Origin of the sequence: Streptomyces sp. NBC_00690, assembly GCF_036226685.1 — a bacterium.
Lineage (GTDB): Bacteria > Actinomycetota > Actinomycetes > Streptomycetales > Streptomycetaceae > Streptomyces.
Genome location: NZ_CP109009.1, coordinates 3,755,461 through 3,776,916, shown reverse-complemented (window position 1 = coordinate 3,776,916; position 21,456 = coordinate 3,755,461). Strand labels below are relative to the sequence as shown.

Below are 21,456 nucleotides of genomic sequence, written 5' to 3'. Positions count from 1 at the left end.
GCCTCAGCGGAAATATCGGCCACCGTTTTTCAGTCCTGGGCAACACTGCTCTGCAAGTCTCATGTCTCCACGGTGTTTTCCGTCCCCGTGCGTGCTGAATACATGCCGGTGGATGCTGTTCGACGACGGCACGGAGCTGCTCGGGTGAACGATTGGAGTGCTGTACGGGCGGCGTCTGGTCAGATCTTCTCGATTCGCACGGAGTGTCCCTCAAGCAGTTGATTCATGTCGTCGGTATCGGAGGTGAAGACGGTTGCCTGAGCTCCCTGCACCGCTTCCCGCCCGGCCACTGCCGCCAGAATGGCGTCGCTGGCGTACTTGTGCCCATGCAGGCTGGCTGTTCTCAGCATGTCGCGCGCTATGGAGATCACTTGGTCGTCAGTGTGCACGACGCGGATCCGGGACAAGGTCTAATTCCACAGTGCCTGCCTCGACTCTTCGCGAGGCCCCATCCTTCCAGGATTGTGAGCGCTGAGGTGACGATCGGGATGTCCAGCCGGGGAGCCGTCTTGATCAGCGCGGTCATCCCCCGGTCGCCTTGAACTGCCTTGGAGAGAGCCTCGAAGCCGAATACAAAGACGCGCTGTCGCGGCCGGTGCAGCTTCGCTCGGGCGGTGGGGCTCACGCGGCCACGTCTGGACCTGGCCGCCGCTCGTCATGCCAGCCGTCGATGGCGGCGATGCGGTCCAGCGCTGTTTGCTGCTCCTCGTCCGTCACGTCGCCGTGTTCTTCTTCGAGGCGCTCGGCCTACTCGCGCAGTCGGTCCATGGCGTCCTGATGAGCAGTAGCGGCTGAGATATAGCCGGATACCCCACGCGCGTCAACGCGTCCCTTGATCGATTCCACCAGCTCTTCCGGCACGGTGATCTTCCGGGTTGTCATACTTCAGGTATGGCAACCCTTGCCAGGTGCGGCCCAGCCTCCTCGGGGTTCTCGCCTGCTTGGAACGCCCTTCCGGTGGATGTCGTGCAGGTCTGCGAGGGGCGTGTGTGGGGATGTGCACTCTTCGTGGGCTCCAGACATGGGGAAGGCCCCCCGTTCGCCTGGAACGAGGGGCCTGGAATCCCCTGACCTGCTACGCAGTCAGTGCCCCCGGCAGGATTCGAACCTGCGACACCCGCTTTAGGAGTTCGATCACTGCGCGGCCCTGCCGGGTGACCGCCCAGCCACGCCGTCCATGCTGCACCACCTAGGAGCGCTGGCGTCCGACGCCGTTGATGTCAGCCGTAGATGTCAGAACGGCGCAACCGCACCTCACCCCCTGGCACGATGGCTCCGTGCCTGGCCTGGAGCGCATCGCGGAGATCGTGGCGTACTACCGAGCACTCGACGAGCGCGCCACCCTACGGCACTACTTCCGCCACGAGGGCGAGGAGGGCGGCCGCTGGTACATCGAAGCGGTCCCCGACCGTGGCGAGTTGATCGTCCTCAAGCAAGCTGAACTGACTTCGGCCGACCAGGTCCACCGGTATAGCTGGGAGCATCTGGAGGACGAGCGCGGTGGCCTGACAGACCAAGCGATCGATCCGGAAGTGGACCCCCTGGAAGCCACCCCGGCCGAAGAGTTCCAACGGGCGTGGAACCGATGAGTGGGCTGGACATCTGCCTTGAAAGGGCGGACGTGGTGAACAGCGAGGATGCCCAGGTCCCTCCAGGCTTGGAGGGCGCGCAGATCACTGGCGTATCTCGGCTGAGACGAACCGTCATTGACCGTGGTTCACCGCCCTATGCGGTACGCGGGCCCGGTACGTGATGACAAGCACCGTTGCTGCCGTCGGCGAACAGCTTTGGATCGGCACGGCATCTGCGTTCCCGTCGGCGACTCATGGTGTTGACGGAGTTACATATTGCCCGTTAAAGTTTCACAGCCGGAGACATCCGGCTCTTGCTGAAGTCTCCGGCCTTCAGCGCCGATTGGTGTAATGGTGTCTAGCTTGACGGCAATTTCGATTGCCGTCGTGGCTAGCCGTAACACAACTGCCATTTAATGGTAGAGATTCCCTGGTTCGATTCCGGGGTCGGCAGATCGCATCACTGGTGCGGTGTGCCGATCTCGGATATTGCTTTTTTAGGGGCGAGGGATGGATCGCTTTAAGCGTGCCAGGATTAATGAGGGAAATCTAACCTCTTTGCTTGATGCGTTCGACATTAACAGTCGCGCTTGCAAGCAAGCGATCCGTAGAGATAACCGTGAAGAGGTTGAAGCCCTCACGAAGACTTGCGCTCTCATTCTGGGCGCCCTCATGGAAAACCGCCTGATGTGGCTGGCCTCCTTGAATAACGGGTTTCCTGAAGCTCGGGAGCGACGGATCCTCTCAGCTAGAAATTCAAAAGACATGTGGCGTCGACTTTTGGATGAGTCGTTTGCCGAGCGATACTCTGTTCCGGTCTCAAATGTCCCCAACGGTTTGAGCTTCACCGCGCGCTCGTACCACGCTGGCATGCTGTCAGTCTTGGATGATTGGCTATACCCGCTCATTAGTGTTCGCAACACGCTAGCGCACGGCCAGTGGAAAGTGGCCTTTAACGAGAAGCGAACCAATACTAGTACCGATAAGACCCGAGAGGTTGCAAAACTAACCTTGTGGCACCTGCGCTTGCAGCGCAACCTTCTCGACCATTTCGTGGCTCTCATCTATGACTTGATCGTCACGAGGAGTGCTTTCGAGCGGGACTTTGACCATCACTGGAAGAACTTGGAGTCAGCGAGAGCACGGATCAACCGAGATGCATCCAGTGACTGGGAAGCCTTCTTGCGCGGGAGGCATGAGCGGGGTAGGCGACATCATTGGGCGAACATGCGTGAAGCCGCAACAGGCAGGGCTCTCCCGCACGCCCGCAAGAGAATGATGTATCCGTGGTGAGAATCGAGCGCCGGCGGCAGTGGAATTGACTGGGCGCTAATCCTTCGTCTGCGGGGCTTCGTCCGTCGTCGACTGGTTTAGAGTCTCCCGCCTTCTCTCGTACCACCCTTCCCGGAACGCCTCTCTGATTGCCTTGCTTCTTCCCCTGTAGAAGATTGAGTCTTCTAGTCCGAGCAGCTCCGTGACGGTCTGCTGCGCCTTCTGCGCCTCAAGCTTGGTTCGGTTGATCGACTCGCTGTGAGTCTCGTCATCTTCGCTGGGCCATTTGTAGTGGACAAATGCATTCCGGGACTCCATTACGCGTGTGACTTGCCTGGCCAACTCCTTGGGAAACCTGGGAATTTCCAAGCTCGTCCAGATTCTCCCCATCTTGAGTTCGATTCGAGAGCTCCTGATGAGTGCTGTAGCGAGCTCGGGGTGAGTCCCCTTGCCAGTTGCGCGCAACAGAATGATTCGATTGAGCCAGTGCTCTATCCAGGTTGCGTAGAAAAGTATCGCGAACTCATGTTTTCCTTCGCCCAGAAAATCATCTCCCTGACTTTTCAGATCTCGTTCATGGTTTGACGACCACTGGACTTTGCTCGCTTTCTTGGTCGCCTCGCTAACGTCTAGTTCTTCATCAGGGTCCACGTCGAAATAGTCGAGGTGTAGCGACAAAGCCTCCAGGACAACCTCCTCATCGCTGAGCCCGTCGAGGTCCACCTCATCAAACATGACGGCGTTTTCTACAGCACTCCAAGCGACCGCTTCCCAGAAAGGGAGAAGCTTTTCATTGATGATCATTTTCATCGCAGGGTCTGCCACTGCATCGCTCCTTCGTCGGAGCCCTTTAGACTACTGGCGCATCTTCTAATTCGCAGTCGGTTTATTCACGCCGCCTCTGGCTGTCGCACGCGGTCGGTGGAGCGGCTTTGGGCTGGAGCTGCTTTGGGGCGAGTGATCTTGGCCCCTTAAGCTTCCGGCGAGTCGGGCAGTCTGTGGACCTGCCCGTTAAAGCACGACGTTGGGGCCAAGATCTTAGAGGCTCGCCCCAAAGTGGCTGCCTAAAGCCGTGGAGCCGACTGCCCCAGCCACGATGTACCCATTCTCTGAGGTCAGTTGGCCGCCAGCTCTGTCGCGCGGCTTGGTGGACCGGGCCGGAGCGGGGCGGAGACAGGAGCGGCGGCCCGGGGAGCCGGGCCGCGCGCGGGGAGCGGAGCGAGCCGCCTTGAACCCGTAGAGAAAGTTGTTACTCACTGAGTCCATGGTGGTTCGGCGTACTGGTCTGTGCAGGCTGGGAGGTTGCCAGCCACTCGGTGAGCCAGGTGGAGGAAGTGCACTGGTCTGGCGGTCCATTGGATCGTGGTGGTGGCCTGGGTGACCGTGAAGGCAATCGGTTGGCCTGAGTTGAGGGTCAAGACGGTGTTGCGGTAATCCAGCGAGAGCCAGTCGAGTACCTGTTGGAACGGTTCTGGGTCCAGTGCCGGGACGATCGTGCGTACCGCGGTTCTGATCCAGCGGACGGCCTGCACTGCACTGTCAGTGTCGAGTGAGCCGACCAGTACGGGTGCCATAGCGGTAGCGGTGTGGGTCTGGCATTCGCACCAGTAGCCGGGGGTGACGAGTCGCGCGGTCATCGGGTCGTTCCTGTGGGGCGGGCGGAGAGTACATAACGCGTGGTGTCGTCGTGGAGGGTGAGGGTGTACATCTCGCCTTCGGCCAGGGAAGTTCGGGCGCGCTCATGTTCGGCGTCATCGGTGAGCCAGTGGCGGCCAGGGGCGGCGTAGTGGGGATCGAGCTGGTCGGTGACATCGCGGACCCGGCGGGTGAACCATCGCAAGGCCAACCGTGGGCTGCGGGCCATATAGGAGCCGAGCCAACAGGGGTGGCCACCGGTCACGGGCTGGGCGCTGGCCTCGCACCAATAGGTGGGGCGGCTCGGTAAGGCGGATACCGGCGTCACCATGGGTGGCCCTCCGGCTGGGCCGTTCGGAGTTCCGCGGTGACGGTGTGGCCGTGGCCGGTGCTGTGGATGGCGACCCGGTCGGCGAGTGCGGTGACCATGTCGAGCCCTCGACCGCTGACCGCCATGTCATCGGCGCACGTCACCTTCGGGACGGTGTCAGTGCTTCCCGCGTCGGCCACCGAGACGAAGACTGCGTGCTCGGCGAGCGCGAGTGTGATGTGGAAGGCGCCGTTCTTCTCGCCGCTGGCGGTGTGCCGGAGTGCGTTGGCGCTCAGCTCCGTGACGATCACTGCGACGTCGTCCGTGCTCGGGTGGCCGTTGAGGATGTCGCGGGTCCAGCGCCTGGCCCGGCTGACCTCCTCTCGGAATCCTGGACAAGTGAGGCCCCAGACTCGGATTTCACTCATATACTCGTGCATACAAGTTCCTTTATGCTGGTGGGCGGCTATGGACCGATGGTTTGTACTAGATGAGTCGCACGCCGTCGTGGGCTCGGATGGCGGGCGGGGTCATGGTGTCGAGTGCGTCCTGGACTCGGATCGCGTACGCCTCGTCGGCCAGCTCGGCCGCCTCGTCGCGGGTGACCCAACGCAAGGCCCTGGTCTCGTCACCGGTGGTCGGCTGGCCCTCGATGGCACGGCAGCGGAAGACGAGCGAGACGATCAGGCCCGTCATGTTCTTGTAGATGCCGGTCAAGGTCGCGGGAAGCTCGATCTTGATGCCGGTCTCTTCCAGGACTTCCCGCTGAAGCGCTTCGGGCAGGGTCTCCCCGGCTTCGACCACTCCGCCGGGCGGCTCCCAGTGCCCGTTGTCCCGTCGCTTGATCAGCAGGGCGCGACCATGGTCATCCACGATCACACCGGCGACGCTCACGGAGTGGGGGCGTTCGGCAGCAGTCACGTTCGGCGTTCCTCGTCCCGGAGGGCTGGCTAGGCTGCTCACCGTAGCAACAGCACTCAGCCTCTTGTCTAGATATCCAAAGGAGTGCACATGTCCGCTCTAGCGTCCGGTCTGCTCGGCTCACTGGACCCCACCAGTGACCGCGCCGTCTTCCGGCAGATCGCCGATCAGCTGCGAGAAGCCATCGACAAGGGGCGATTCGCCGAGGGGGCCAAGCTGCCCTCGGAGTCCGAATTGGTGGAGCATTTCAGCGTCTCCCGGATGACGGTCCGCAACGCGCTTTCCATCCTCCAGAGTGAGGGCCTGGTCTCGTCCGAACACGGCAAGGGCGTCTTCGTCCGGCCTCGGCCGCCGGTTCGTCGTCTCGCCTCGGACCGATTCGCCCGTCGTCACCGGGAACAGGGGAAGTCCGCCTTCATCGTGGAGGCCGATGCGGCCGGCAGTCATCCGGAAGTGGACAACCTGGAAGTCAAAGAGGAACGCCCGACCCCCGATATCTCCGCTCGGCTGGGAGCTCCCCGCAAGGTCCTGGCTCGGCGCCGTCGCTATCTGCTCGACGGACGGCCGGTGGAGTTCGCCGTCTCGTATCTGCCGCTCGACCTCGCCCGCGACACCCCGATCGCCCAACCCAACCCGGGGCCTGGCGGCATCTACGCCCGGCTGGAGGAACTCGGCCACACCCTCGACCACTTCGAGGAAGAGATCAAGGCCCGGATGCCCTCGCCGCAGGAGGTCAGGACGCTGCGGCTGGCCGCCGGTGTGCCCGTCTTCCATCTCATCCGTACCGCCTTCGACACCAAGGGACGGGCGGTGGAGGTCTGCGACACGGTCATGGCGGCGGACGCGTACGTACTGAACTACCAGCTGCCCGCCACCTAACCGGCCTGCGCGCACGGGATGCTGACGGACCCTCGGGGAATCGATCGCGGCGAACTCGTACACACCAAAAGGCCAACTCGTATAGACGAGTGGTCAAGAGGTATGGCACTCTGAGTCTCGTTCCTGCCGAACTCTGTATCTCAATGCATCTTGTCTAGACGACTAGATGCATTGAGGTGAACCTCTGAGGAGACATCCCGTGCGTTCCATCCGTGTTGACACCTCCACCGCGACGATCCTGCTGACCGAGATTCCTGAGCCCAAGGTCCGCGACCGGCAGACCGGCGAGATCGCCAAGGATGCCGAGACCGGTGAGGCGTTGATGAAGGTCGGCGTCGTCTACATCGACGAAGGTGAGTCCGCTCTGGTCCACGTCACCATTCCCGAGAGCGGCATCACACAGGGGCTGCCCCTGGGCGGGCTCGTCTCGCTGCCCGGCCTGATCGCCCGCCCGTGGGAGTCGGTGTTCAACGGCCAGGCACGGCACGGCATCGCCTACCGAGCCGCCGCGCTGACCGCCGGTGCGACAGCCGGTGCCGGTGTCTGAGATGCCCGGTCCGCTGACGCTCGCTCTTCTGGGCTGCCTCGTCGTCGCACTCGGCGGTGGGGCAGCCTGGGCCCGGACTCGGCATCCCGCCCTGTACTGGTTGGTTGTGGGCCTGCCACTCTCAGTCGTCCGGGTCCTCATCTCGTACGGGTCGGTCATGGACTCCTGCGGCCTGGCGATCGCTCCGTCCCGGCTGAGGGTCCTGGTCGTCACCGCAGCCACCCGGCGAGAGGTCCGGCCGGTGCCACCCCGGCGCGGACTGATCAGACCGACCACAACCGGAATGCGGTTCCGCGTCCGGCTCGCACCCGGCCAGGAACCGGCGGACCTCGCCGCTTCGGCGGAACGACTGCGGCACGCCTGGGGCGTCCACGCGGTGCACGTCGCCCTCGTCAAGCCCGGTGTGGTCGAACTGCGCCTGGTGGGCTTCGACCTCCTGCGGAACGTCCGCATGCCCAAGGCCGTGGCGGTGAAGCCGCTGTGCGTACCGGTCGCTCTGCGGGAAGACTCCCTTCCCTTCGTACGGGACTACCTGACCATTCCCCACCAACTCACCCTCGGCGCGACCCTGTCGGGCAAGTCGATGTACCTGCGGAACCTGATCGCCGGACTCGCCACTCAGCCGATCGCCCTCGTCGGCATCGACTGCAAGCGGGGCGTCGAACTGGCTCCCTTCGCTCCCCGGCTCTCCGCCCTGGCCACCGACCCTGACGAAGCCGCCGAACTCCTGCCCGTACTCGTACAGGAAATGGAGGACAGGTACGACCTCATCAAGACTCGGCAAGGGTCCAGCTCCGGCGTGACGGGAGAGTGCGCAGCTTCGGACATCTGGGGCCTGGCCGAGCATGAACGGCCCGTGCCGATCGTGCTGTTCGTCGATGAGGTGGCGGAACTCTTCCTGACCGCGACCAAGAAGGACGAAGAACGGCGGGACGAGATGGTCACCCAGTTGATCAGGCTCGCCCAACTCGGCCGTGCGGCCGGCATCTATCTCGAAGTCTGCGGGCAGCGCTTCGGCGCCGAACTCGGCAAGGGCGCGACCATGCTCCGGGCCCAACTGACCGGCCGAGTCTGCCACCGCGTCAATGATGAAGCGTCCGCCAAGATGGCCTTGGGCGACATCGCTCCTGAAGCTGTCATGGCGGCCTGCTCCATCGCTCCTGAACGCCCCGGCCTCGCTGTCGCGGGAGACACCTCCGGCGGATGGACCCGCATCCGTACTCCGTACCTCGCACTTCAGGACGCTGCCGCCGTCTGCCGCGATACAGCCGCCCTGGCATCGGACCTACCTGCGCTGAGCCGCTTCCGGCCCGCCATGCCGTGGATTCCCGGGCAACCTCCGATGCCGCTGAGCAAGCCGCAGCCCGTCACCCACTGACCACCCACGTGCCAACTCCCTACCCCCGCCATGCCCAAAACCGATTGGAGGGCTCCGCCATGCGCCATCACCTGGCCAAGATCGACGCCGTACTGATCCAAGCCGTGATCGCTGGTGCACTGTCCTTCGCCCATCTGCACGACCTGGCCGAAGCCGCGGGACAAGGCGGGTGGAAGGCATGGGCATACCCGATCTCGGTCGACCTCCTGCTTGTGGCGGCCTGGCGTCGGCTGCGCTCGGGGCACTCCGCCGCCTCCGGGTGGTGCTGGTTCCTCACCGCGCTGGCGGCCTCCCTCGGCGCCAACATCGCCACCGCGGGACTCCTCGACCTCAGCGACGTGCCGGACTGGCTCCGCATCCTCGTTGCCGGGTGGCCTGCGATCGCCTTCCTCGGCGGGACTCTCCTCGCTCACCAACCGAAAGCTGCTCAACCCATTGCGGAATCGGAGCCTGAGCCCGATCCGGAACCCGATGTGCAGCCAAGCTCCGCCGCTGTCCCGGCTGCCCTGCTGGATCACGCCCGGAAGGTGGCCACCGCCCACCAGGACCGGACCGGCCAACCCATCGACGGCGCAACGCTCCGAGCCCGCCTCGGCGTCCCGCAACCGCTCGCGGACCGGATCACCGCCCAACTCACCTGAAAGGACTGCCGCCCATGGCGCCCAAACGCTTCCGTGACCTGGCCCGTATCGGGCCCGTGCACGTCGGCACCTCGTACGACCACCGGGGCCGCGAACGACACACCGCAGCGTGCACGGCTCCCCGCTGTGGATTCTCCGCCGACTACGAATCCCGCTCCGCCGCTGAGCTGGCCGCCCGAACCCATCGTTGCGCCATCCGCTGACAGGAGGTCCCGACCGTGAACGTCTCCCTGCCGCTCGTCCTGATCCTGGGCGTCATCGCCTGGGGCGCGATCAAGTTCCTCGGCGTCCGCCTCTGGATCGTCGTCGTCATCGCGCTGTTCGGCTTCTACCTCAGCGAAACCGTGCTCGCCCCCGCCATCGACTCCGGCACCCGAACCGGTGTCGACATCGTCAACGGCACCGACCGCCGCTGAGCGGCCCACCGGGACGGCACCGATACCGCCAAGCATCCGCCGTCCCGGCGGGCCTTCCCCTTCGCCCGGCACACACGTCAGAACAAGGAGAAGCACCATTACTACCGGAACCACCTCGGTCCCACTGAAGGAACTGGGCGCACTCGCTACCTTCGGCACTCTGCCCGCTCTGGCTCGTCAACTTCGCGGCCTGGGCGGCTGCCTCCACCCGATCCGCCTCGACGGCCACCGCACAGAACACCGACTGGACGTAGGCACGGGGGAGATCGGTGCGGTGCTGCATCGCCTGAACTCTTCGGATTTTCCGGCGGGGAGTCTGCTGGTGCGGTGCAACAACCGGCGGGCCACTCGTTGTACGGCCTGTGCTGAGGTGTATAGGCGTGACACCTTCCAGCTGATCACCGCCGGTCTACGGGGCGGTAAGGGCACTCCGGAACAGGTCTCCACGCATCCTCGGGTGTTCGCCACGTTCACCGCACCCGGCTTCGGCCCCGTCCACAACCGGCCTACTGGCCGCCCTGCCTGCCGCTGCGGCACCAACCACCCGGCCGACGATCCCACCCTCGGCACACCGCTCAACCCGTCGACATACGACTATGAAGCCGCGGTGCTGTGGAATGCCCATGCGGGGATGTTGTGGCGGCGGTTCTCGATCTACCTGCGGCGGGAGATCGCCAAGCGGGCCGGGCTCACTCAACGGGACTTCCGGTACGTGGCCCGGGTGTCGTTTGCCAAGGTTGCCGAGTACCAGCGGCGCGGGGCTGTGCACTTCCATGCCGTGATCCGCCTCGATGGCCCGGACGGTGGGAGCACTCCAGCACCTGCCTGGGCTACCGCTGATCTCCTCACCGACGCGATCCAGGCCGCTGCCCGCTCGGCAAAGGTCTCCGGGCCGGTGGTCGACGGACGCGTGCACCGGTTCGCGTTCGGTCGGCAACTCGATGTCCGCACCATCCGCAGCAATGACTTCACCGGGGGTGAGCTGACTGATCGTGCGGTCGCCGCCTATATCGCCAAGTACGCGACCAAGGGCGCCGAGACCGCGACGGGCACCCTCGACCGACCGTTGCGCTTCGTCGCCGAGCTTGCCCAACTCGACCTGACCGACCACGCACGCCGCATGATCCGCACCTGCTGGACCCTCGGCGCACGCAAAGACCTCGCAGAACTACGCCTCCGAGCCTGGGCCCACATGCTCGGCTTCCGCGGCCACTTCTCCACCAAAACCCGCCACTACTCCACCACCCTCACCACCCTCCGCCTTGCCCGTGCCGAATGGCGACGCCTGCAAGCAACCCCGGAAGGCCAGAGCGAGGAAACGACCTACGTCCTCGCCCACTGGACCTACGCCGGAACCGGCCTCACCACCGCCGAAACGTGGCTGTCCGCCACCCTCGCCCCCGCACCGGGAACGGAAGGAGAACCGGCCCATGCCTGACGACGAGTTGCTGACCGTTCCCGACGTCATGGCCCGGCTCAAGCTCGGTCGGTCCACGGTCTACGACCTGATCCGCTCCCGCCGGCTGCCCTCGCTCACCATCGGTCGCTGCCGCCGCATCCCGGCACGCGCCATCCGCGACTACATCAGCAACGAACTGGAGGCGGCGGCCTGATGGCACAGCAACGCAAACGCAACCCGAATGGCGCGGGGACCATCACCAAGCGCAAGGACGGCCGCTATCAGGCAGCCGTCTACGTCCTCCAGCCGGACGGCACCCGCGCACGCAAGTTCGCCTACGGCAAGACCTGGGCGGAGTGCGACACCAAGCGCCGGGAGCTCCTGGCCAAGGTGGACAGCGGCATCCCCGTACCGACCAAGTCGGCCAAGCTCGCCGAATGGCTGCCGTACTGGCTGGACAACATCATCAAGCCTCGCCGGAAGCTCAGCACGTACGACAAGTACGAGGCACACGTCCGGCTCTACCTGGCGCCGTTGCTTGGCACGAAGCGGCTGGAATCCCTCAGCGTCGGGGACGTCCGGCGTTTCCTCGTCCAGTTGGAGAACAAGACGACCGCTGCCACGGCGAAGGAGTCCCACCGGGTCCTTCGCACGGCCCTCACAGCGGCCTGTAGGGAAGAGCTCATCGCCAGGAACGTGGCCGGGCTGGTGGAGCCGCCACGCCCCAGCACGCGGGAGCTGACCCCCTGGACACTGGATGAAACGCTCGACTTCCTGGCGGCGTCGCGAAAGGACCCGCTTTATGCGGCCTTCGTCCTCGCGATCGCCATGGGGCTCCGCCGGGGCGAGATCGTCGGTCTTCGCTGGGTCGATGTCGACCTGGATAACCGCGTGATCCACGTGCGGCAGCAGGTCCAGCGGCGGCGCGGAGTCCTCTACAACGACGAGACGAAGAACCGTCGCCGTCGTGCGCTGCCCCTCCCCGCGATGTGTGTTCCGCCGCTTCGATGGCATCGGCTGCGCCAGGCTGCCGCCAAGCAACGAGCCGCGGAGCTGTGGGATGAGCGCGGGTACGTCTTCGCCACTCGCACCGGTCATCCGGTCGAGCCGCGCAACGTCTACCGCTCCTTCACCCGTGTCGCCGAGTCTGCCGGCCTCCGCGTCATCCGGTTGCACGACGCACGGCACGGCTGTGCGACCCTCCTCACCGCGGCCGGGGTCGCTCCCCGGGTCGTGATGGAGATCCTCGGCCACAGCCAGATCAGCATCACCATGGACGTGTACACGCATGTCGTCCAGGACACCAAGCGGGAGGCGATCAGCCACATGGACCGGCTGCTCAAGAGGCGTCCCGACCGTCAGTGATCATGGACGTTGATGTCAAACGTGGATGTCAAAGGCCCCGGACCATGATCGGTCCGGGGCCTTTTCCCTGGTGCCCCCGGCAGGATTCGAACCTGCGACACCCGCTTTAGGAGAGCGGTGCTCTATCCCCTGAGCTACGAAGGCGGGGTTCCGTCGGGAAGCTGAGCTACGAAGCCGGCCCGGGTGGCGGGACGGGCTTTCGGTGCAGCCTGCCGACAGGTGTGTGGTGGGTTGGCCCTTGCGGGCTGGTCACCGCGGACAGTCTAGCGGGTGGTCGCGGTCGGTACCGGAGGGTTCGCGGTGGGGTGCATTCGGGTCCCGGCTAGGCGGGCGGAGACAGGGTGCGCGAGACGGGTGAAGCGCAACGGGTGGAGTGTGTTCGATCGGGAGTCTGCCCCTGTGCCGGTCCCCGCTGAGGCCCACATACGCGTACGCCCACCTGTCCGCCAGTGCCGTTGACCATGGGACCGGCCACGCGGCAAGGTGGCCGCGATGTATCCGGAGGGTGTCGACGTCCGGAATCCCGAGATAGTGGCCGCGTCAGGAGTGAGGGCAGCCGTGTCGTATGCCGAGGACGCCGAAGGCAGGGCCGTGCGGATGCTCACCGGGCCCGGGGCTCCCTTTGCCGTGGTGCGGGGGGAGGACGGTGGGCTGCTCTACGCGGACGGGCCGCGGACGCTGGTGGAGTTCGTCGAGGTCACCTGGGGATTCGGTGACCGGGTGTTCCTCGTCGGGGATGGCGCGTCCTACACCTACCGCGAGTTCCTTGCCGCCGCCTGTGCCCTGGCGCGGCGGTTCGCCGAGGAGTACGGACTGCGGCCCGGCGATCGGGCCGCCATCGTGATGCGCAATCGTCCGGAGTGGCAGATCGCCTTCTGGGCGGCGCAGTTGGCCGGGCTGGGCGCCGTACCGCTCAACACCTGGTGGACGGCGGTCGAGTTGGAAGCGGCGCTCGATGACTGTGCGCCGCGGGTGTTGCTCGTCGACGGGGAGGGGCTGGCGCTCGTCGACGACTGGCGCAAGCGGGTCGGGGCGTGTGCCGTCAGTTTTCGGCACGGTGGGGTGTCCGATGGCGTCGAGCGGTACGAGGACTTCCCCGCGGCAGATCCACGAAGCGCCCCGCCCGAGGTCGAGGTGCGGGCCGAGGACGATGCCACCATCTTCTACACCTCGGGGACCACCGGATCGCCCCGGGGCGCGGTGGCCACCCATCTCGCGCAGGCCGGGGCGGCCCAGCATCCGCGCTATCACGCGGCGTTGGCCGCTCTGGGTAGTGGACGGTTTCCCGGGCAGGGGCCCGCGCCCGTCGCGTTGATGACGTACCCCTTCTTCCATGTCGCCGCCTTCACCGCCCTGTACTCGACCATGAGCGTCGGCGGGACCCTCGTACTGATGCGGAAGTGGGACGCCGGTGCCGCGCTCGGGCTGATCGGCGACCACGGCGTGACCCATTTCTCCGGGGTGCCCACGGCCGCGCTCGATCTGCTGGACGCCGCTGATCGGCTGGGCGACGGGCTGGCGACCCTCACCCATCTGTCCACCGGTGGGGCTGCCGCGCCTCCGGCCCTGGTGGCGCGGCTCGTGGCACGGTACGGAAGCCGGATCGAGCCCCGTACCGGGTACGGGCTCACCGAGACCAGCGGCGGAGTGCTCGCCCTCAGCGGTGGGGCCTACCGGGACGAGCCCGAGGGTGCGGGCACCGCCGCTCCCCCGATCGAGGTGCGGGTCGTCGGGATGGACGGGCAACCGCTGCCCGAGGGGGAACCCGGTGAACTGCAACTCCGCGGGCAGTCGGTGATGCGCGGCTACTGGCGTGACGAGGCCGCCACCAGGGCCGCCTTCGTGGACGGTTGGCTCAGGACGGGTGATCTGGCGACCGTACGGGAGGGGCGCGTCACCCTTGCGGGTCGGATCAAGGACGTGGTGGTCCGCGGTGGTGAGAACGTGTACTGCGCCCGCGTGGAGGCGGCCCTCCACGAACTGCCGGCCGTCGCCGATGCCGCCGTGTTCGGGGTGCCTCACAGCCGGCTCGGCGAAGAGGTCGCGGCGGTGGTCCGGCTGCACGAGGGGGCCGCCGTCACGGTGGCGGAGTTGACGGGTCAGCTGGACGGCCGGATCGCCGCCTACCAGGTGCCGACCCTGGTCAGCTTCGGTGAGGTTCCCCGGAACGCGGCCGGGAAGATCCTTCGCGGAGTTCTGCGCGATCGGGCAGTGCAGCGTGAGAATCGGACAGCGCAGCGTGAGAAGGGATGAGGTGCGCCGGGCGCCGGGACTCGCTCGGGTTCACGAGCGGGTGATGCGCACCCGGTACTGGTCCGCCTCCTCCTTCACGACCGAGATCTCCACACCGTTCTTTTCGTCGGTGAAGGTCTGGCCCGGGCGGTAGGGCGCGTCCGAGAGTTCCGCGTGCACGTTGGGCCTTCGCGTGCAGCCGCCGCTGTCGCGTTCACTGTCAGCGACGGTCACCGGGCCCTGTCCGGTGTCCACTCCGGCGTGTACGCGATAGATCAGCACCCCGGGTCGGCACACCGCTTCGTCGTTGCCCGCCCTGGTGCGGACCTCGATGGCGTACCCCTCGTCCTCGGTCAGCGGCACGATGGTCATCTTGCTACCGCCGGCGGTGGCCAGGGGAGTCAGGGTGTGCTCGGTGGTTCCGGGCACGGAGGCGCAGCTGATCTGGTGGGTGTCCAACCAGCCCAGCTTCCACTTGTGCCAGCCGAGCAGGTCGTTGTTGGCCCCCCAGTCCTCGGACATGATGTCCCAGTGCCCCACGGCTCCGCCGCCCTCGGCGGTGTAGAGGTCGGGCAGGCCGAAGACATGGCCGTTCTCATGGGGCAGGACGCGGTAGCCGGTCTCGGCGTAGGACCCCGAGCCGTCGTCCTGGCGGCTGTAGACGAAGGACGTGTTCGCCAGCGGCACTCCGTCGGCCACCGGGGCTTCCGCATTGCCCGAGAACGTCACGGAGAGCACGGTGTCCAGGGCCGATGGGCCCGCGTTCGGGGTGACGATGACATTGAGCAGGTCGTACGCGCTGAAGTCGACCTCTTCGTCGGCGACCAGGACGATGTCCTCGACCAGCTTGCGGTACCCGGGCTCGTAGGGTGATCCGCGCTCTATCCCGTACTCCTCGAACGGCAGCGGCATCCGCAGCCAGTCGGTGACCGGTGCGTGGGGTTGGTAGTCCAGCCGCCCGTACGAACTGGTGCGGAACCAGTCGGACGTCTGGGGGAAGAACTCGGCGAGGCGGTCCAGCGCCTCTCCCTCTCCTTCCGCGTCCGGGAAGTCGATCATGAGGTTGAGGGCTCGGACATTGCCTATGGAGGGCGAGTAGCCGGCCGGTGTGGGGACTCCCTCCGACATCTGGATTCCCAGCGCGGGCGGGAGCCTGCACGGTCCGACCCCGGTCTCGTCGGGGGCCGCCACGGGGCCTGCGGAGACCCGGGCGGGGGAGGGGAGGGTGGCGCTCGCGGTGGTGAGGGAGGCGAGTGCGAGAGCGGCGACGGCGGCGGGAACGATGAAGCGGCGGGTCCTGTGCGCGGGGCGTATCCGGTGGCGTGTGGGGTGCATACATCCGCCTTCGGGTCCGCGGCAGCAGGCCGGACCTCGCTGCGCTCTGTGCATCAGCCTGTGACGGGTGGTGTCGGCTCGCTCGCCCGGTGGGCCGTTCGTGGGACATCGGGGGGAGGGCGGATCCCGGGGGGATGCACCTCGTGATGGAGGTGACCCACATCACGTGGAGGTGGGAAATAAGTGGGGATCGGTTCCCCGTTTTGACTAGCGTCTCCCGGAAGCGGGGACCGGCTCCCCGGTTGTTGGGGATGGGTGAGGAGAGGGAGTGGGCGCGTGAGCACCGCTGCAGAGACGAACGTGCGACAGGTCGCCCGGCCGCGCGCTGACGCCCTGCGCAACCGGGAACGGATCGTCCAAGCAGCGCGGGAGATGTTCGCCGAGTTGGGGCCGCAGGTGCCGCTCGACGAGGTCGCCCGTACGGCAGGTGTCGGCAATGCCACGGTCTACCGCCACTTCCCCGACCGTGCCGCGCTCGTCCACGCCGTCGTGGTGTCGGTCCTGGACCGCATCCACGAGCAGGTGAGGCAGGCCGCGGAAGAAGGCGATCCCTTCGCCGCCGTCCGTCGATTCGTGCACGCCGCCGCCGACGAACGCATCGGGGCGCTCTGCTTGATGATCACCGGAGCCTTCGACAGGGAACACCCCGACCTCCTGGCCGGGCGTGATCGGCTCGAAGGCGCCGTACGAGAACTGATCCAACGGGCCCAGGCCGCGGGGCGGATGCGCAAGGACGTCGCTCTGGGGGATCTGATGGTGGTCCTGGGGCAACTGGCACGACCGCTCCCCGGCACCGAATGCACGAAGTTGGACGACTTCGTACACCGCCACCTCCAGGTCTACCTGGACGGTCTGGAGGCGCCTGCTCGTTCGCAGCTCTCCGGTCGGGCAATAACCTTGGAGGATCTACGGGGACCGGGGGCATACTGATGACCGGACTCTGACCGGGCTTTCGCCCGCCCCGGCGCACCGCTCGACGCAGCGGCCCGCCACGGGAACCGAGTCGCTGCCCGACACCCTGGGGAACTGCCCGATGCGGCCGGGGTGATGCATCTCCGGGACGGCCGACCGAGCGCTGATGGCGCCCCGAGACCCACACAGTCGTGAGTCAGGCGCCTGACCAGCCGTGCGTCCGACGAGCCCGTGGGGGCTCGGGCTGTCCGACGCTCATGCATCACCGGTGGGGTCCGCCCCGCCGAACCCAATCTTGAACTTGATCGTTTTGACCATTCCGCACGCTAGGTGGCCACACCCATGCCGAAAACAGCTGAAACAGCCGAAATACCTCGCTCTGATCCCCAGCGCTGGAAAGCCCTGGTCTTCATCGCCCTGGCCCAGCTCATGGTGGTGCTCGACGCGACGATCGTGAACATCGCCTTGCCCACCGCCCAACAGGATCTCGGGATCTCCGACGGCAACCGGCAGTGGGTCATCACCGCCTACGCACTCGCCTTCGGTGGTCTGCTGCTGTTCGGCGGCCGGATCTCCGACCTGTGGGGCCGTAGGCGTACCTTCATCGTGGGGCTGATCGGCTTCGCCGTCGCCTCAGCGCTCGGTGGCGCCGCCAACGGCGAGGCGATGATGCTCGGTGCCCGAGCCCTCCAGGGTGTCTTCGGTGCCCTGCTCGCCCCCGCGGCACTGTCGCTCCTCGCAGTCATGTTCACCGACGCCAAGGAGCGCGCGAAGGCGTTCGGCATCTACGGCGCCATCGCCGGTGGTGGCGGCGCGGTCGGTCTGATTCTCGGCGGATTCCTCACCGAGTACCTGAACTGGCGCTGGACCTTCTACGTCAACATCCCCTTCGCGATCGCCGCAGCGGTCGGTGCGTACCTGGTCATCCGGGAGCCCGCCGGTGCCCGCAACCGTGCCTCGCTCGACATCCCCGGCGTCGTCCTGTCCACGCTGGGTCTGGTGGCGCTGGTCTACGGCTTCACCCGCGCCGAGCACTCCGGCTGGTCCGACGGGCTGACCGTGGGCATGTTCGTGGCTTCCGCCGTGCTGCTGGCCGCCTTCGTCATCACAGAGGCGAAGGTCAAGGCACCCCTGCTGCCGCTGCGCGTCCTGACCGAGCGCAACCGGGGCGGGGTCTACCTCTCGCTGGGCCTCGCGGTCATCTCCATGTTCGGGCTCTTCCTCTTCCTCACCTTCTACCTGCAGATCGTGAAGGAGTACTCACCGGTCAAGACGGGCTTCGCCTTTATGCCGATGATCGTGGGAATGATCATCGGATCGACGCAGATCGGCACCCGACTGATGACCCGGGTCCCGCCGCGCATGCTGATGACCCCGGGATTCCTGGTCGCAGCACTCGGCATGCTGCTGCTGACCCAGCTGGAGATCGACAGCTCCTTCGCGGGTCTGATCATGCCGGCACAGCTGCTGCTGGGCCTGGGTATGGGTACGGCGTTCATGCCGGCCATGTCGCTCGCCACGCACGGGGTCGACCCGCGGGACGCCGGAGTCGCCTCCGCGATGGTCAACACCTCCCAGCAGGTGGGTGGCGCGATCGGTACGGCGCTGCTGAACACGATCGCCGCATCGGCGACCACCTCGTACATCGCCGCGCGGGCGGCCGGTGCGGGCGATCAGCAGCTGCTCCAGCTCCAGGGCATGGTGCACGGCTTCTCGTCCGCCATCTGGTGGGCGGTCGGCATCCTGGTGACCTCGGCGGTCATCTCGTTCGCGCTGATCAACACCGGTCGCCCCGACATGGGGCCGGCGTCCTCCGGTGATGGCGATGGAGCGCCGGGTGACGAGGTGCGCGTGCCCGTCGCGATGCACTGATCGGCCGCGCCGCGCTGATGGAATGAGCGCACGAGGTACGAAATCAAGGGCCCTGTCCGGAGCAGCTCCGGACAGGGCCCTTCGTCATGGCCGAGATGGTTGAGATATGCGAGATGGGCGGAGATGTACGAGATCTACGGGGCTGCGGAAGGTGTGAGGTGACGGATGTCGGCTTCCTCGCAGGTTTCCAGGCGGCTAGCGGGTGCCTCAGCGCAGCCAGGGCAGATCGGCGCCCGAGTCCTGCGGTTGGAGGCCCTCCGCCAGGACCCGCATGATCTCGCCCAGCTGCTCCACCTGCTGTGGCGTCAACCGGTCGAACATTGCCTGGCGTACGGCGTGCACATGGCCGGGCGCGGCCCGTTCCAGCACCTGCATGCCGTCCTCGGTGAGGATCGCGTTCTGCCCGCGCTTGTCCGAGGGGCAGTCCTCCCGGCGTACCCAGCCGTTCTTCTCCAGCCGTGCCACGGCGTGGGAGAGCCGGGAGCGGGTGATCTTCAGGGCGATGGCCAGCTCGGTCATCCGACGGCGTCGGTGCGGGGCGCCTGCCAGCTGGACGAGGAGGGCGTAATAGATGTGGGGCATCCCCGCGTCCCGCTGTAGCTGGCGGTCGAGGTAGTCGTCCAGGAGCATGGTGGCGTGGATGTACGCACGCCAGACGTGCTGTTCATCAGCGGTGAGCCAGCGCGTGGGGCCTTCGTCGCCGCCGGGGGATGCCGTGTTCATAACTCCACTCTACGACGAGTTCTTGAAAGTTGAACTACATTCGCTTACTCTGATGCTGAGCTTGAACTTTCAAGTAGAACGGATCCGGAAATGTCTGCCACCCCCGCCACCCCCCTCGTCCCCGCGTCGGAGCGCATGCCGGCCGTCTATCTCTCCCATGGCGCGCCGCCGCTCGCCGATGACCCCCTGTGGCGCGGGCAGCTGGCCGACTGGTCCGCTGACCTGCCGCGACCCAAGGCGATCCTGATGGTCTCCGCGCACTGGGAGGAGGCTCCACTGGCGCTCGGGGCGGTCGAGACCGTGCCCCTCGTCTATGACTTCTGGGGCTTCCCGGCCCACTACTACGAGGTGCGCTACCAGGCGCCCGGCGCTCCCACACTGGCCGATTCCGTGAGGAAGATGCTGCGAGGTGCAGGTCACCCGGTGCAGGACATTCCGGACCGCGGTCTCGATCACGGCGCCTACGTTCCGCTAGTGGAGATGTATCCGAATGCCGACATTCCGGTGCTGCAGATCTCCATGCCCACCCTCGACCCCCAGAAGCTGATGGAGATCGGACGCAAGCTGGCACCGCTGCGGGACGAGGGGGTGCTGATCGTCGGCAGTGGGTTCTTCACCCACAACCTGGCGGCACTGCGGCACTCGGGGGTGCCGGGCTGGTCGGTGGAGTTCGACGACTGGGGGCAACGGGCACTCGCCGCATCCGACGTCGACGCGCTCCTGGACTTCGAGAACAAGTCCCCGGCGGGTCGGCTCGCCCATCCGCGTACTGAGCACTTCGCCCCGCTCTTCGTCACCCTCGGGGCGTCGGAGGGCGAGTTGCAGACCGGGCGCAGTGTCATCGACGGGTTCTGGATGGGATTGGCCAAGCGCTCGGTGCAGTTCGGCTGACCCTGCTGACCCCTGACCTGCCAGGCGCGCCCGGTCTGCCAGGCCTGCCTGACCTGTCAGACCAGGTGCGCCTGGCTTGTTGGGCTAGAGGAACGGGACATTCAGCTCGATCGACCGTACGGCCGCCGTCAGCGCGAGCCCGTCGCCGACATCGAGGGCCGTGTCCGTGAACTTGATCGTGTGGTCATCGCCGTGCGCCGCCGCCCGCTCGAAGACCTCTTCCGGGGACGTGTTCGTCATCGCAGGGAGCGCCGCACGGGTGGCCGGGGTGTACGCGGCGGTCACCGCGGCACTCGCCGCCCAGGCAGCGGACAGACTGGGCGCCCAGAGCCCCCGGGGGAGCGCGGGCAGTGTCCGCAGTACGGCATTGGGCGCAGTGGCGGCGTGTACCAGCATCACCGGCTCGCCATGCCCATGCGTGGCGTAGCGATGGGTTGCCGCAGCCACCAGTTCGATGAGCCGCGTCCGTCCCGCTTCGGCGGCGGAGACCGGAACCACGGGACCTGATGCACTGTCAACGGGGTCGTCAGGGGCGGGCCATTGGGGAAATGCGGTCAGGCGTTCCAGTCTCGCCTCGATGCCGCCCGACTGGTCCGGTACCGCGGGGACCAGGTCCAGTGCCACGGCGGCGCTGGAAGCAGGCCCCAGACGCCCCAAAGGGGGCAGGGGCGCATGACGGGCCGCCCAATATCCCAGTGCATGGGCCAACTCGACGGTGCGCGGGTCCGTCCGGGGGCCCGACAGTAGGGTGCGAACGGCATGGCCGACCCTGATCACCGGATGGGTGGCGCCCCCTGCGATGCCCGGCAGCAGTCGGGGCCACCACTCGGCGAGCACCTCGCGCCAAGGGCGTTCGATGACCTCACGCTCGAAGTACAGAGCCCAGTCGGCGATGCGGCGCGGATCGCCCAGCGCCGACTGCCAGTCGGCGGCGGCGATCGGGGCGGTCGGCGGCGGCATCTCCTCCAACTTGTCGCGGTAGTGGTCGACCCATCGGTGTACGGACCGCGCCTGACCGTGGCGCACCAACGCTTCGACCGCCATCGGAGCGTGGTTGCTGAGCCAGCCGTGGCGCTCGGGGCCACTGAGATGGATACGGTCCAGTGCTTCGTCGAGGGTGCCGGTGGTGTCCATGGGGGGACGCTAGGGCGTGGCAG

The 21,456-nt window shown here is 66.5% G+C and carries 25 protein-coding genes and 1 tRNA gene; 15 read left to right on the top strand and 11 right to left on the bottom strand.

Going from position 1 to position 21,456, the window contains the following annotated elements; translation table 11 throughout:
- Positions 1-179 precede the first annotated feature (179 nt).
- Positions 180-389 (bottom strand): hypothetical protein, encoded by a 210-nt coding sequence (locus OID54_RS16590; RefSeq protein ID WP_329020352.1) that lies wholly within the window; start codon positions 387-389, stop codon positions 180-182.
- Between the two features lie 358 nt (positions 390-747).
- Complete coding sequence (locus OID54_RS16585) at positions 748-882, bottom strand: hypothetical protein (protein WP_329020350.1); 135 nt, start codon at positions 880-882, stop codon at positions 748-750.
- 395 nt (positions 883-1,277) lie between these two features.
- On the opposite strand from OID54_RS16585, the gene OID54_RS16580 reads away from it, so the two are divergent.
- A complete protein-coding gene (locus OID54_RS16580) occupies positions 1,278-1,589 on the top strand; it encodes a hypothetical protein (RefSeq protein WP_329020348.1) in 312 nt (103 codons plus the stop codon).
- Between the two features lie 492 nt (positions 1,590-2,081).
- Positions 2,082-2,864, top strand: coding sequence for a hypothetical protein (locus OID54_RS16575; RefSeq protein WP_329020346.1), 783 nt, complete (start codon positions 2,082-2,084; stop codon positions 2,862-2,864).
- Between the two features lie 36 nt (positions 2,865-2,900).
- On the opposite strand, the gene OID54_RS16570 is transcribed toward OID54_RS16575, so the two are convergent.
- The 5 genes from OID54_RS16570 to OID54_RS16550 form a co-directional block, all read right to left on the bottom strand.
- Positions 2,901-3,668, bottom strand: a complete 768-nt coding sequence (locus OID54_RS16570; RefSeq protein WP_329020344.1) for a hypothetical protein — start codon at positions 3,666-3,668, stop codon at positions 2,901-2,903.
- A 428-nt stretch (positions 3,669-4,096) separates the two neighbouring features.
- A complete protein-coding gene (locus tag OID54_RS16565; protein WP_329020342.1) occupies positions 4,097-4,480 on the bottom strand; it encodes a hypothetical protein in 384 nt (127 codons plus the stop codon).
- The gene (locus tag OID54_RS16560) at positions 4,477-4,809 is read right to left on the bottom strand and encodes a hypothetical protein (RefSeq protein ID WP_329020340.1); all 333 of its coding nucleotides are present in this window, start codon (positions 4,807-4,809) and stop codon (positions 4,477-4,479) included. Before OID54_RS16560 ends, OID54_RS16565 begins: the two co-directional genes overlap by 4 nt.
- Positions 4,803-5,228, bottom strand: coding sequence for an ATP-binding protein (locus tag OID54_RS16555; RefSeq protein ID WP_329020338.1), 426 nt, complete (start codon positions 5,226-5,228; stop codon positions 4,803-4,805). Before OID54_RS16555 ends, OID54_RS16560 begins: the two co-directional genes overlap by 7 nt.
- 46 nt (positions 5,229-5,274) lie before the next feature.
- Entirely contained in the window at positions 5,275-5,682 is a 408-nt protein-coding gene (locus OID54_RS16550) for an NUDIX hydrolase (protein WP_329027561.1), read from the bottom strand.
- 117 nt (positions 5,683-5,799) lie between these two features.
- Between OID54_RS16550 and OID54_RS16545 the strand changes: the two genes are divergently transcribed.
- The 9 genes from OID54_RS16545 (at position 5,800) to OID54_RS16505 (ending at position 12,334) form a co-directional block, all read left to right on the top strand.
- Positions 5,800-6,588, top strand: a complete 789-nt coding sequence (locus OID54_RS16545; protein ID WP_250921675.1) for a GntR family transcriptional regulator — start codon at positions 5,800-5,802, stop codon at positions 6,586-6,588.
- Positions 6,589-6,787: 199 nt separating this feature from the next.
- Positions 6,788-7,135, top strand: coding sequence for an SCO3933 family regulatory protein (locus OID54_RS16540; protein ID WP_329020336.1), 348 nt, complete (start codon positions 6,788-6,790; stop codon positions 7,133-7,135).
- 1 nt (position 7,136) lies between these two features.
- A complete protein-coding gene (locus tag OID54_RS16535; RefSeq protein ID WP_329027560.1) occupies positions 7,137-8,513 on the top strand; it encodes an FtsK/SpoIIIE domain-containing protein in 1,377 nt (458 codons plus the stop codon).
- Positions 8,514-8,572: 59 nt separating this feature from the next.
- On the top strand, positions 8,573-9,154 hold the full coding sequence (locus tag OID54_RS16530) for a DUF2637 domain-containing protein (protein WP_329020335.1): 582 nt from the start codon (positions 8,573-8,575) through the stop codon (positions 9,152-9,154).
- A 14-nt stretch (positions 9,155-9,168) separates the two neighbouring features.
- The gene (locus OID54_RS16525) at positions 9,169-9,357 is read left to right on the top strand and encodes a mobile element transfer protein (protein WP_329020333.1); all 189 of its coding nucleotides are present in this window, start codon (positions 9,169-9,171) and stop codon (positions 9,355-9,357) included.
- Positions 9,358-9,372: 15 nt separating this feature from the next.
- Entirely contained in the window at positions 9,373-9,570 is a 198-nt protein-coding gene (locus tag OID54_RS16520) for a hypothetical protein (RefSeq protein WP_329020331.1), read from the top strand.
- 124 nt (positions 9,571-9,694) lie between these two features.
- Positions 9,695-11,008 (top strand): replication initiator, encoded by a 1,314-nt coding sequence (locus OID54_RS16515; protein ID WP_329027558.1) that lies wholly within the window; start codon positions 9,695-9,697, stop codon positions 11,006-11,008.
- Positions 11,001-11,183: a helix-turn-helix domain-containing protein gene (locus OID54_RS16510; RefSeq protein WP_329020329.1), complete on the top strand. Its 183-nt coding sequence runs from the start codon at positions 11,001-11,003 to the stop codon at positions 11,181-11,183. The genes OID54_RS16515 and OID54_RS16510 overlap by 8 nt, the downstream gene beginning before the upstream one ends.
- Positions 11,183-12,334, top strand: a complete 1,152-nt coding sequence (locus tag OID54_RS16505; RefSeq protein WP_329020327.1) for a tyrosine-type recombinase/integrase — start codon at positions 11,183-11,185, stop codon at positions 12,332-12,334. Before OID54_RS16510 ends, OID54_RS16505 begins: the two co-directional genes overlap by 1 nt.
- Before the next feature lie 68 nt (positions 12,335-12,402).
- Here OID54_RS16505 and OID54_RS16500 read toward each other — a convergent pair.
- Positions 12,403-12,478 (bottom strand) — tRNA-Arg (locus OID54_RS16500).
- 453 nt (positions 12,479-12,931) lie between these two features.
- Here OID54_RS16500 and OID54_RS16495 point away from each other — a divergent pair.
- On the top strand, positions 12,932-14,587 hold the full coding sequence (locus tag OID54_RS16495; RefSeq protein WP_329027556.1) for a class I adenylate-forming enzyme family protein: 1,656 nt from the start codon (positions 12,932-12,934) through the stop codon (positions 14,585-14,587).
- A 30-nt stretch (positions 14,588-14,617) separates the two neighbouring features.
- On the opposite strand, the gene OID54_RS16490 is transcribed toward OID54_RS16495, so the two are convergent.
- The gene (locus OID54_RS16490) at positions 14,618-15,901 is read right to left on the bottom strand and encodes a M6 family metalloprotease domain-containing protein (protein WP_329020325.1); all 1,284 of its coding nucleotides are present in this window, start codon (positions 15,899-15,901) and stop codon (positions 14,618-14,620) included.
- A 276-nt stretch (positions 15,902-16,177) separates the two neighbouring features.
- Here OID54_RS16490 and OID54_RS16485 point away from each other — a divergent pair, with 276 nt between their 5' ends.
- Together OID54_RS16485 and OID54_RS16480 are read left to right on the top strand one after the other, a co-directional pair.
- Entirely contained in the window at positions 16,178-16,831 is a 654-nt protein-coding gene (locus OID54_RS16485) for a TetR/AcrR family transcriptional regulator (RefSeq protein ID WP_329020323.1), read from the top strand.
- Between the two features lie 324 nt (positions 16,832-17,155).
- Positions 17,156-18,685 (top strand): MFS transporter, encoded by a 1,530-nt coding sequence (locus OID54_RS16480; RefSeq protein WP_329020321.1) that lies wholly within the window; start codon positions 17,156-17,158, stop codon positions 18,683-18,685.
- A 207-nt stretch (positions 18,686-18,892) separates the two neighbouring features.
- On the opposite strand, the gene OID54_RS16475 is transcribed toward OID54_RS16480, so the two are convergent.
- Positions 18,893-19,408 carry a MarR family winged helix-turn-helix transcriptional regulator gene (locus tag OID54_RS16475; protein ID WP_329020319.1) on the bottom strand — a complete coding sequence of 172 codons (516 nt, stop codon included), beginning with the start codon at positions 19,406-19,408 and terminating at the stop codon, positions 18,893-18,895.
- A 90-nt stretch (positions 19,409-19,498) separates the two neighbouring features.
- Between OID54_RS16475 and OID54_RS16470 the strand changes: the two genes are divergently transcribed.
- Entirely contained in the window at positions 19,499-20,299 is an 801-nt protein-coding gene (locus tag OID54_RS16470; protein WP_329020317.1) for a dioxygenase family protein, read from the top strand.
- Between the two features lie 84 nt (positions 20,300-20,383).
- Here the strand turns inward: OID54_RS16470 and OID54_RS16465 are convergent, their stop codons facing one another.
- A complete protein-coding gene (locus OID54_RS16465) occupies positions 20,384-21,433 on the bottom strand; it encodes a questin oxidase family protein (protein WP_329020315.1) in 1,050 nt (349 codons plus the stop codon).
- Positions 21,434-21,456 lie beyond the last annotated feature (23 nt).

What these genes read in the sequence shown, in the direction of transcription:
- OID54_RS16585 (WP_329020350.1), bottom strand. Translation starts at nt 882, where the DNA reads ATGACAACCCGGAAGATCACCGTGCCGGAAGAGCTGGTGGAATCGATC.
- OID54_RS16575 (WP_329020346.1), top strand. Translation starts at nt 2,082, where the DNA reads ATGGATCGCTTTAAGCGTGCCAGGATTAATGAGGGAAATCTAACCTCT.
- OID54_RS16565 (WP_329020342.1), bottom strand. Translation starts at nt 4,480, where the DNA reads ATGACCGCGCGACTCGTCACCCCCGGCTACTGGTGCGAATGCCAGACC.
- OID54_RS16560 (WP_329020340.1), bottom strand. Translation starts at nt 4,809, where the DNA reads ATGGTGACGCCGGTATCCGCCTTACCGAGCCGCCCCACCTATTGGTGC.
- OID54_RS16555 (WP_329020338.1), bottom strand. Translation starts at nt 5,228, where the DNA reads ATGCACGAGTATATGAGTGAAATCCGAGTCTGGGGCCTCACTTGTCCA.
- OID54_RS16545 (WP_250921675.1), top strand. Translation starts at nt 5,800, where the DNA reads ATGTCCGCTCTAGCGTCCGGTCTGCTCGGCTCACTGGACCCCACCAGT.
- OID54_RS16535 (WP_329027560.1), top strand. Translation starts at nt 7,137, where the DNA reads ATGCCCGGTCCGCTGACGCTCGCTCTTCTGGGCTGCCTCGTCGTCGCA.
- OID54_RS16530 (WP_329020335.1), top strand. Translation starts at nt 8,573, where the DNA reads ATGCGCCATCACCTGGCCAAGATCGACGCCGTACTGATCCAAGCCGTG.
- OID54_RS16525 (WP_329020333.1), top strand. Translation starts at nt 9,169, where the DNA reads ATGGCGCCCAAACGCTTCCGTGACCTGGCCCGTATCGGGCCCGTGCAC.
- OID54_RS16510 (WP_329020329.1), top strand. Translation starts at nt 11,001, where the DNA reads ATGCCTGACGACGAGTTGCTGACCGTTCCCGACGTCATGGCCCGGCTC.
- OID54_RS16505 (WP_329020327.1), top strand. Translation starts at nt 11,183, where the DNA reads ATGGCACAGCAACGCAAACGCAACCCGAATGGCGCGGGGACCATCACC.
- OID54_RS16495 (WP_329027556.1), top strand. Translation starts at nt 12,932, where the DNA reads ATGCTCACCGGGCCCGGGGCTCCCTTTGCCGTGGTGCGGGGGGAGGAC.
- OID54_RS16490 (WP_329020325.1), bottom strand. Translation starts at nt 15,901, where the DNA reads ATGCACCCCACACGCCACCGGATACGCCCCGCGCACAGGACCCGCCGC.
- OID54_RS16480 (WP_329020321.1), top strand. Translation starts at nt 17,156, where the DNA reads ATGCCGAAAACAGCTGAAACAGCCGAAATACCTCGCTCTGATCCCCAG.
- OID54_RS16475 (WP_329020319.1), bottom strand. Translation starts at nt 19,408, where the DNA reads ATGAACACGGCATCCCCCGGCGGCGACGAAGGCCCCACGCGCTGGCTC.
- OID54_RS16470 (WP_329020317.1), top strand. Translation starts at nt 19,499, where the DNA reads ATGTCTGCCACCCCCGCCACCCCCCTCGTCCCCGCGTCGGAGCGCATG.
- OID54_RS16465 (WP_329020315.1), bottom strand. Translation starts at nt 21,433, where the DNA reads ATGGACACCACCGGCACCCTCGACGAAGCACTGGACCGTATCCATCTC.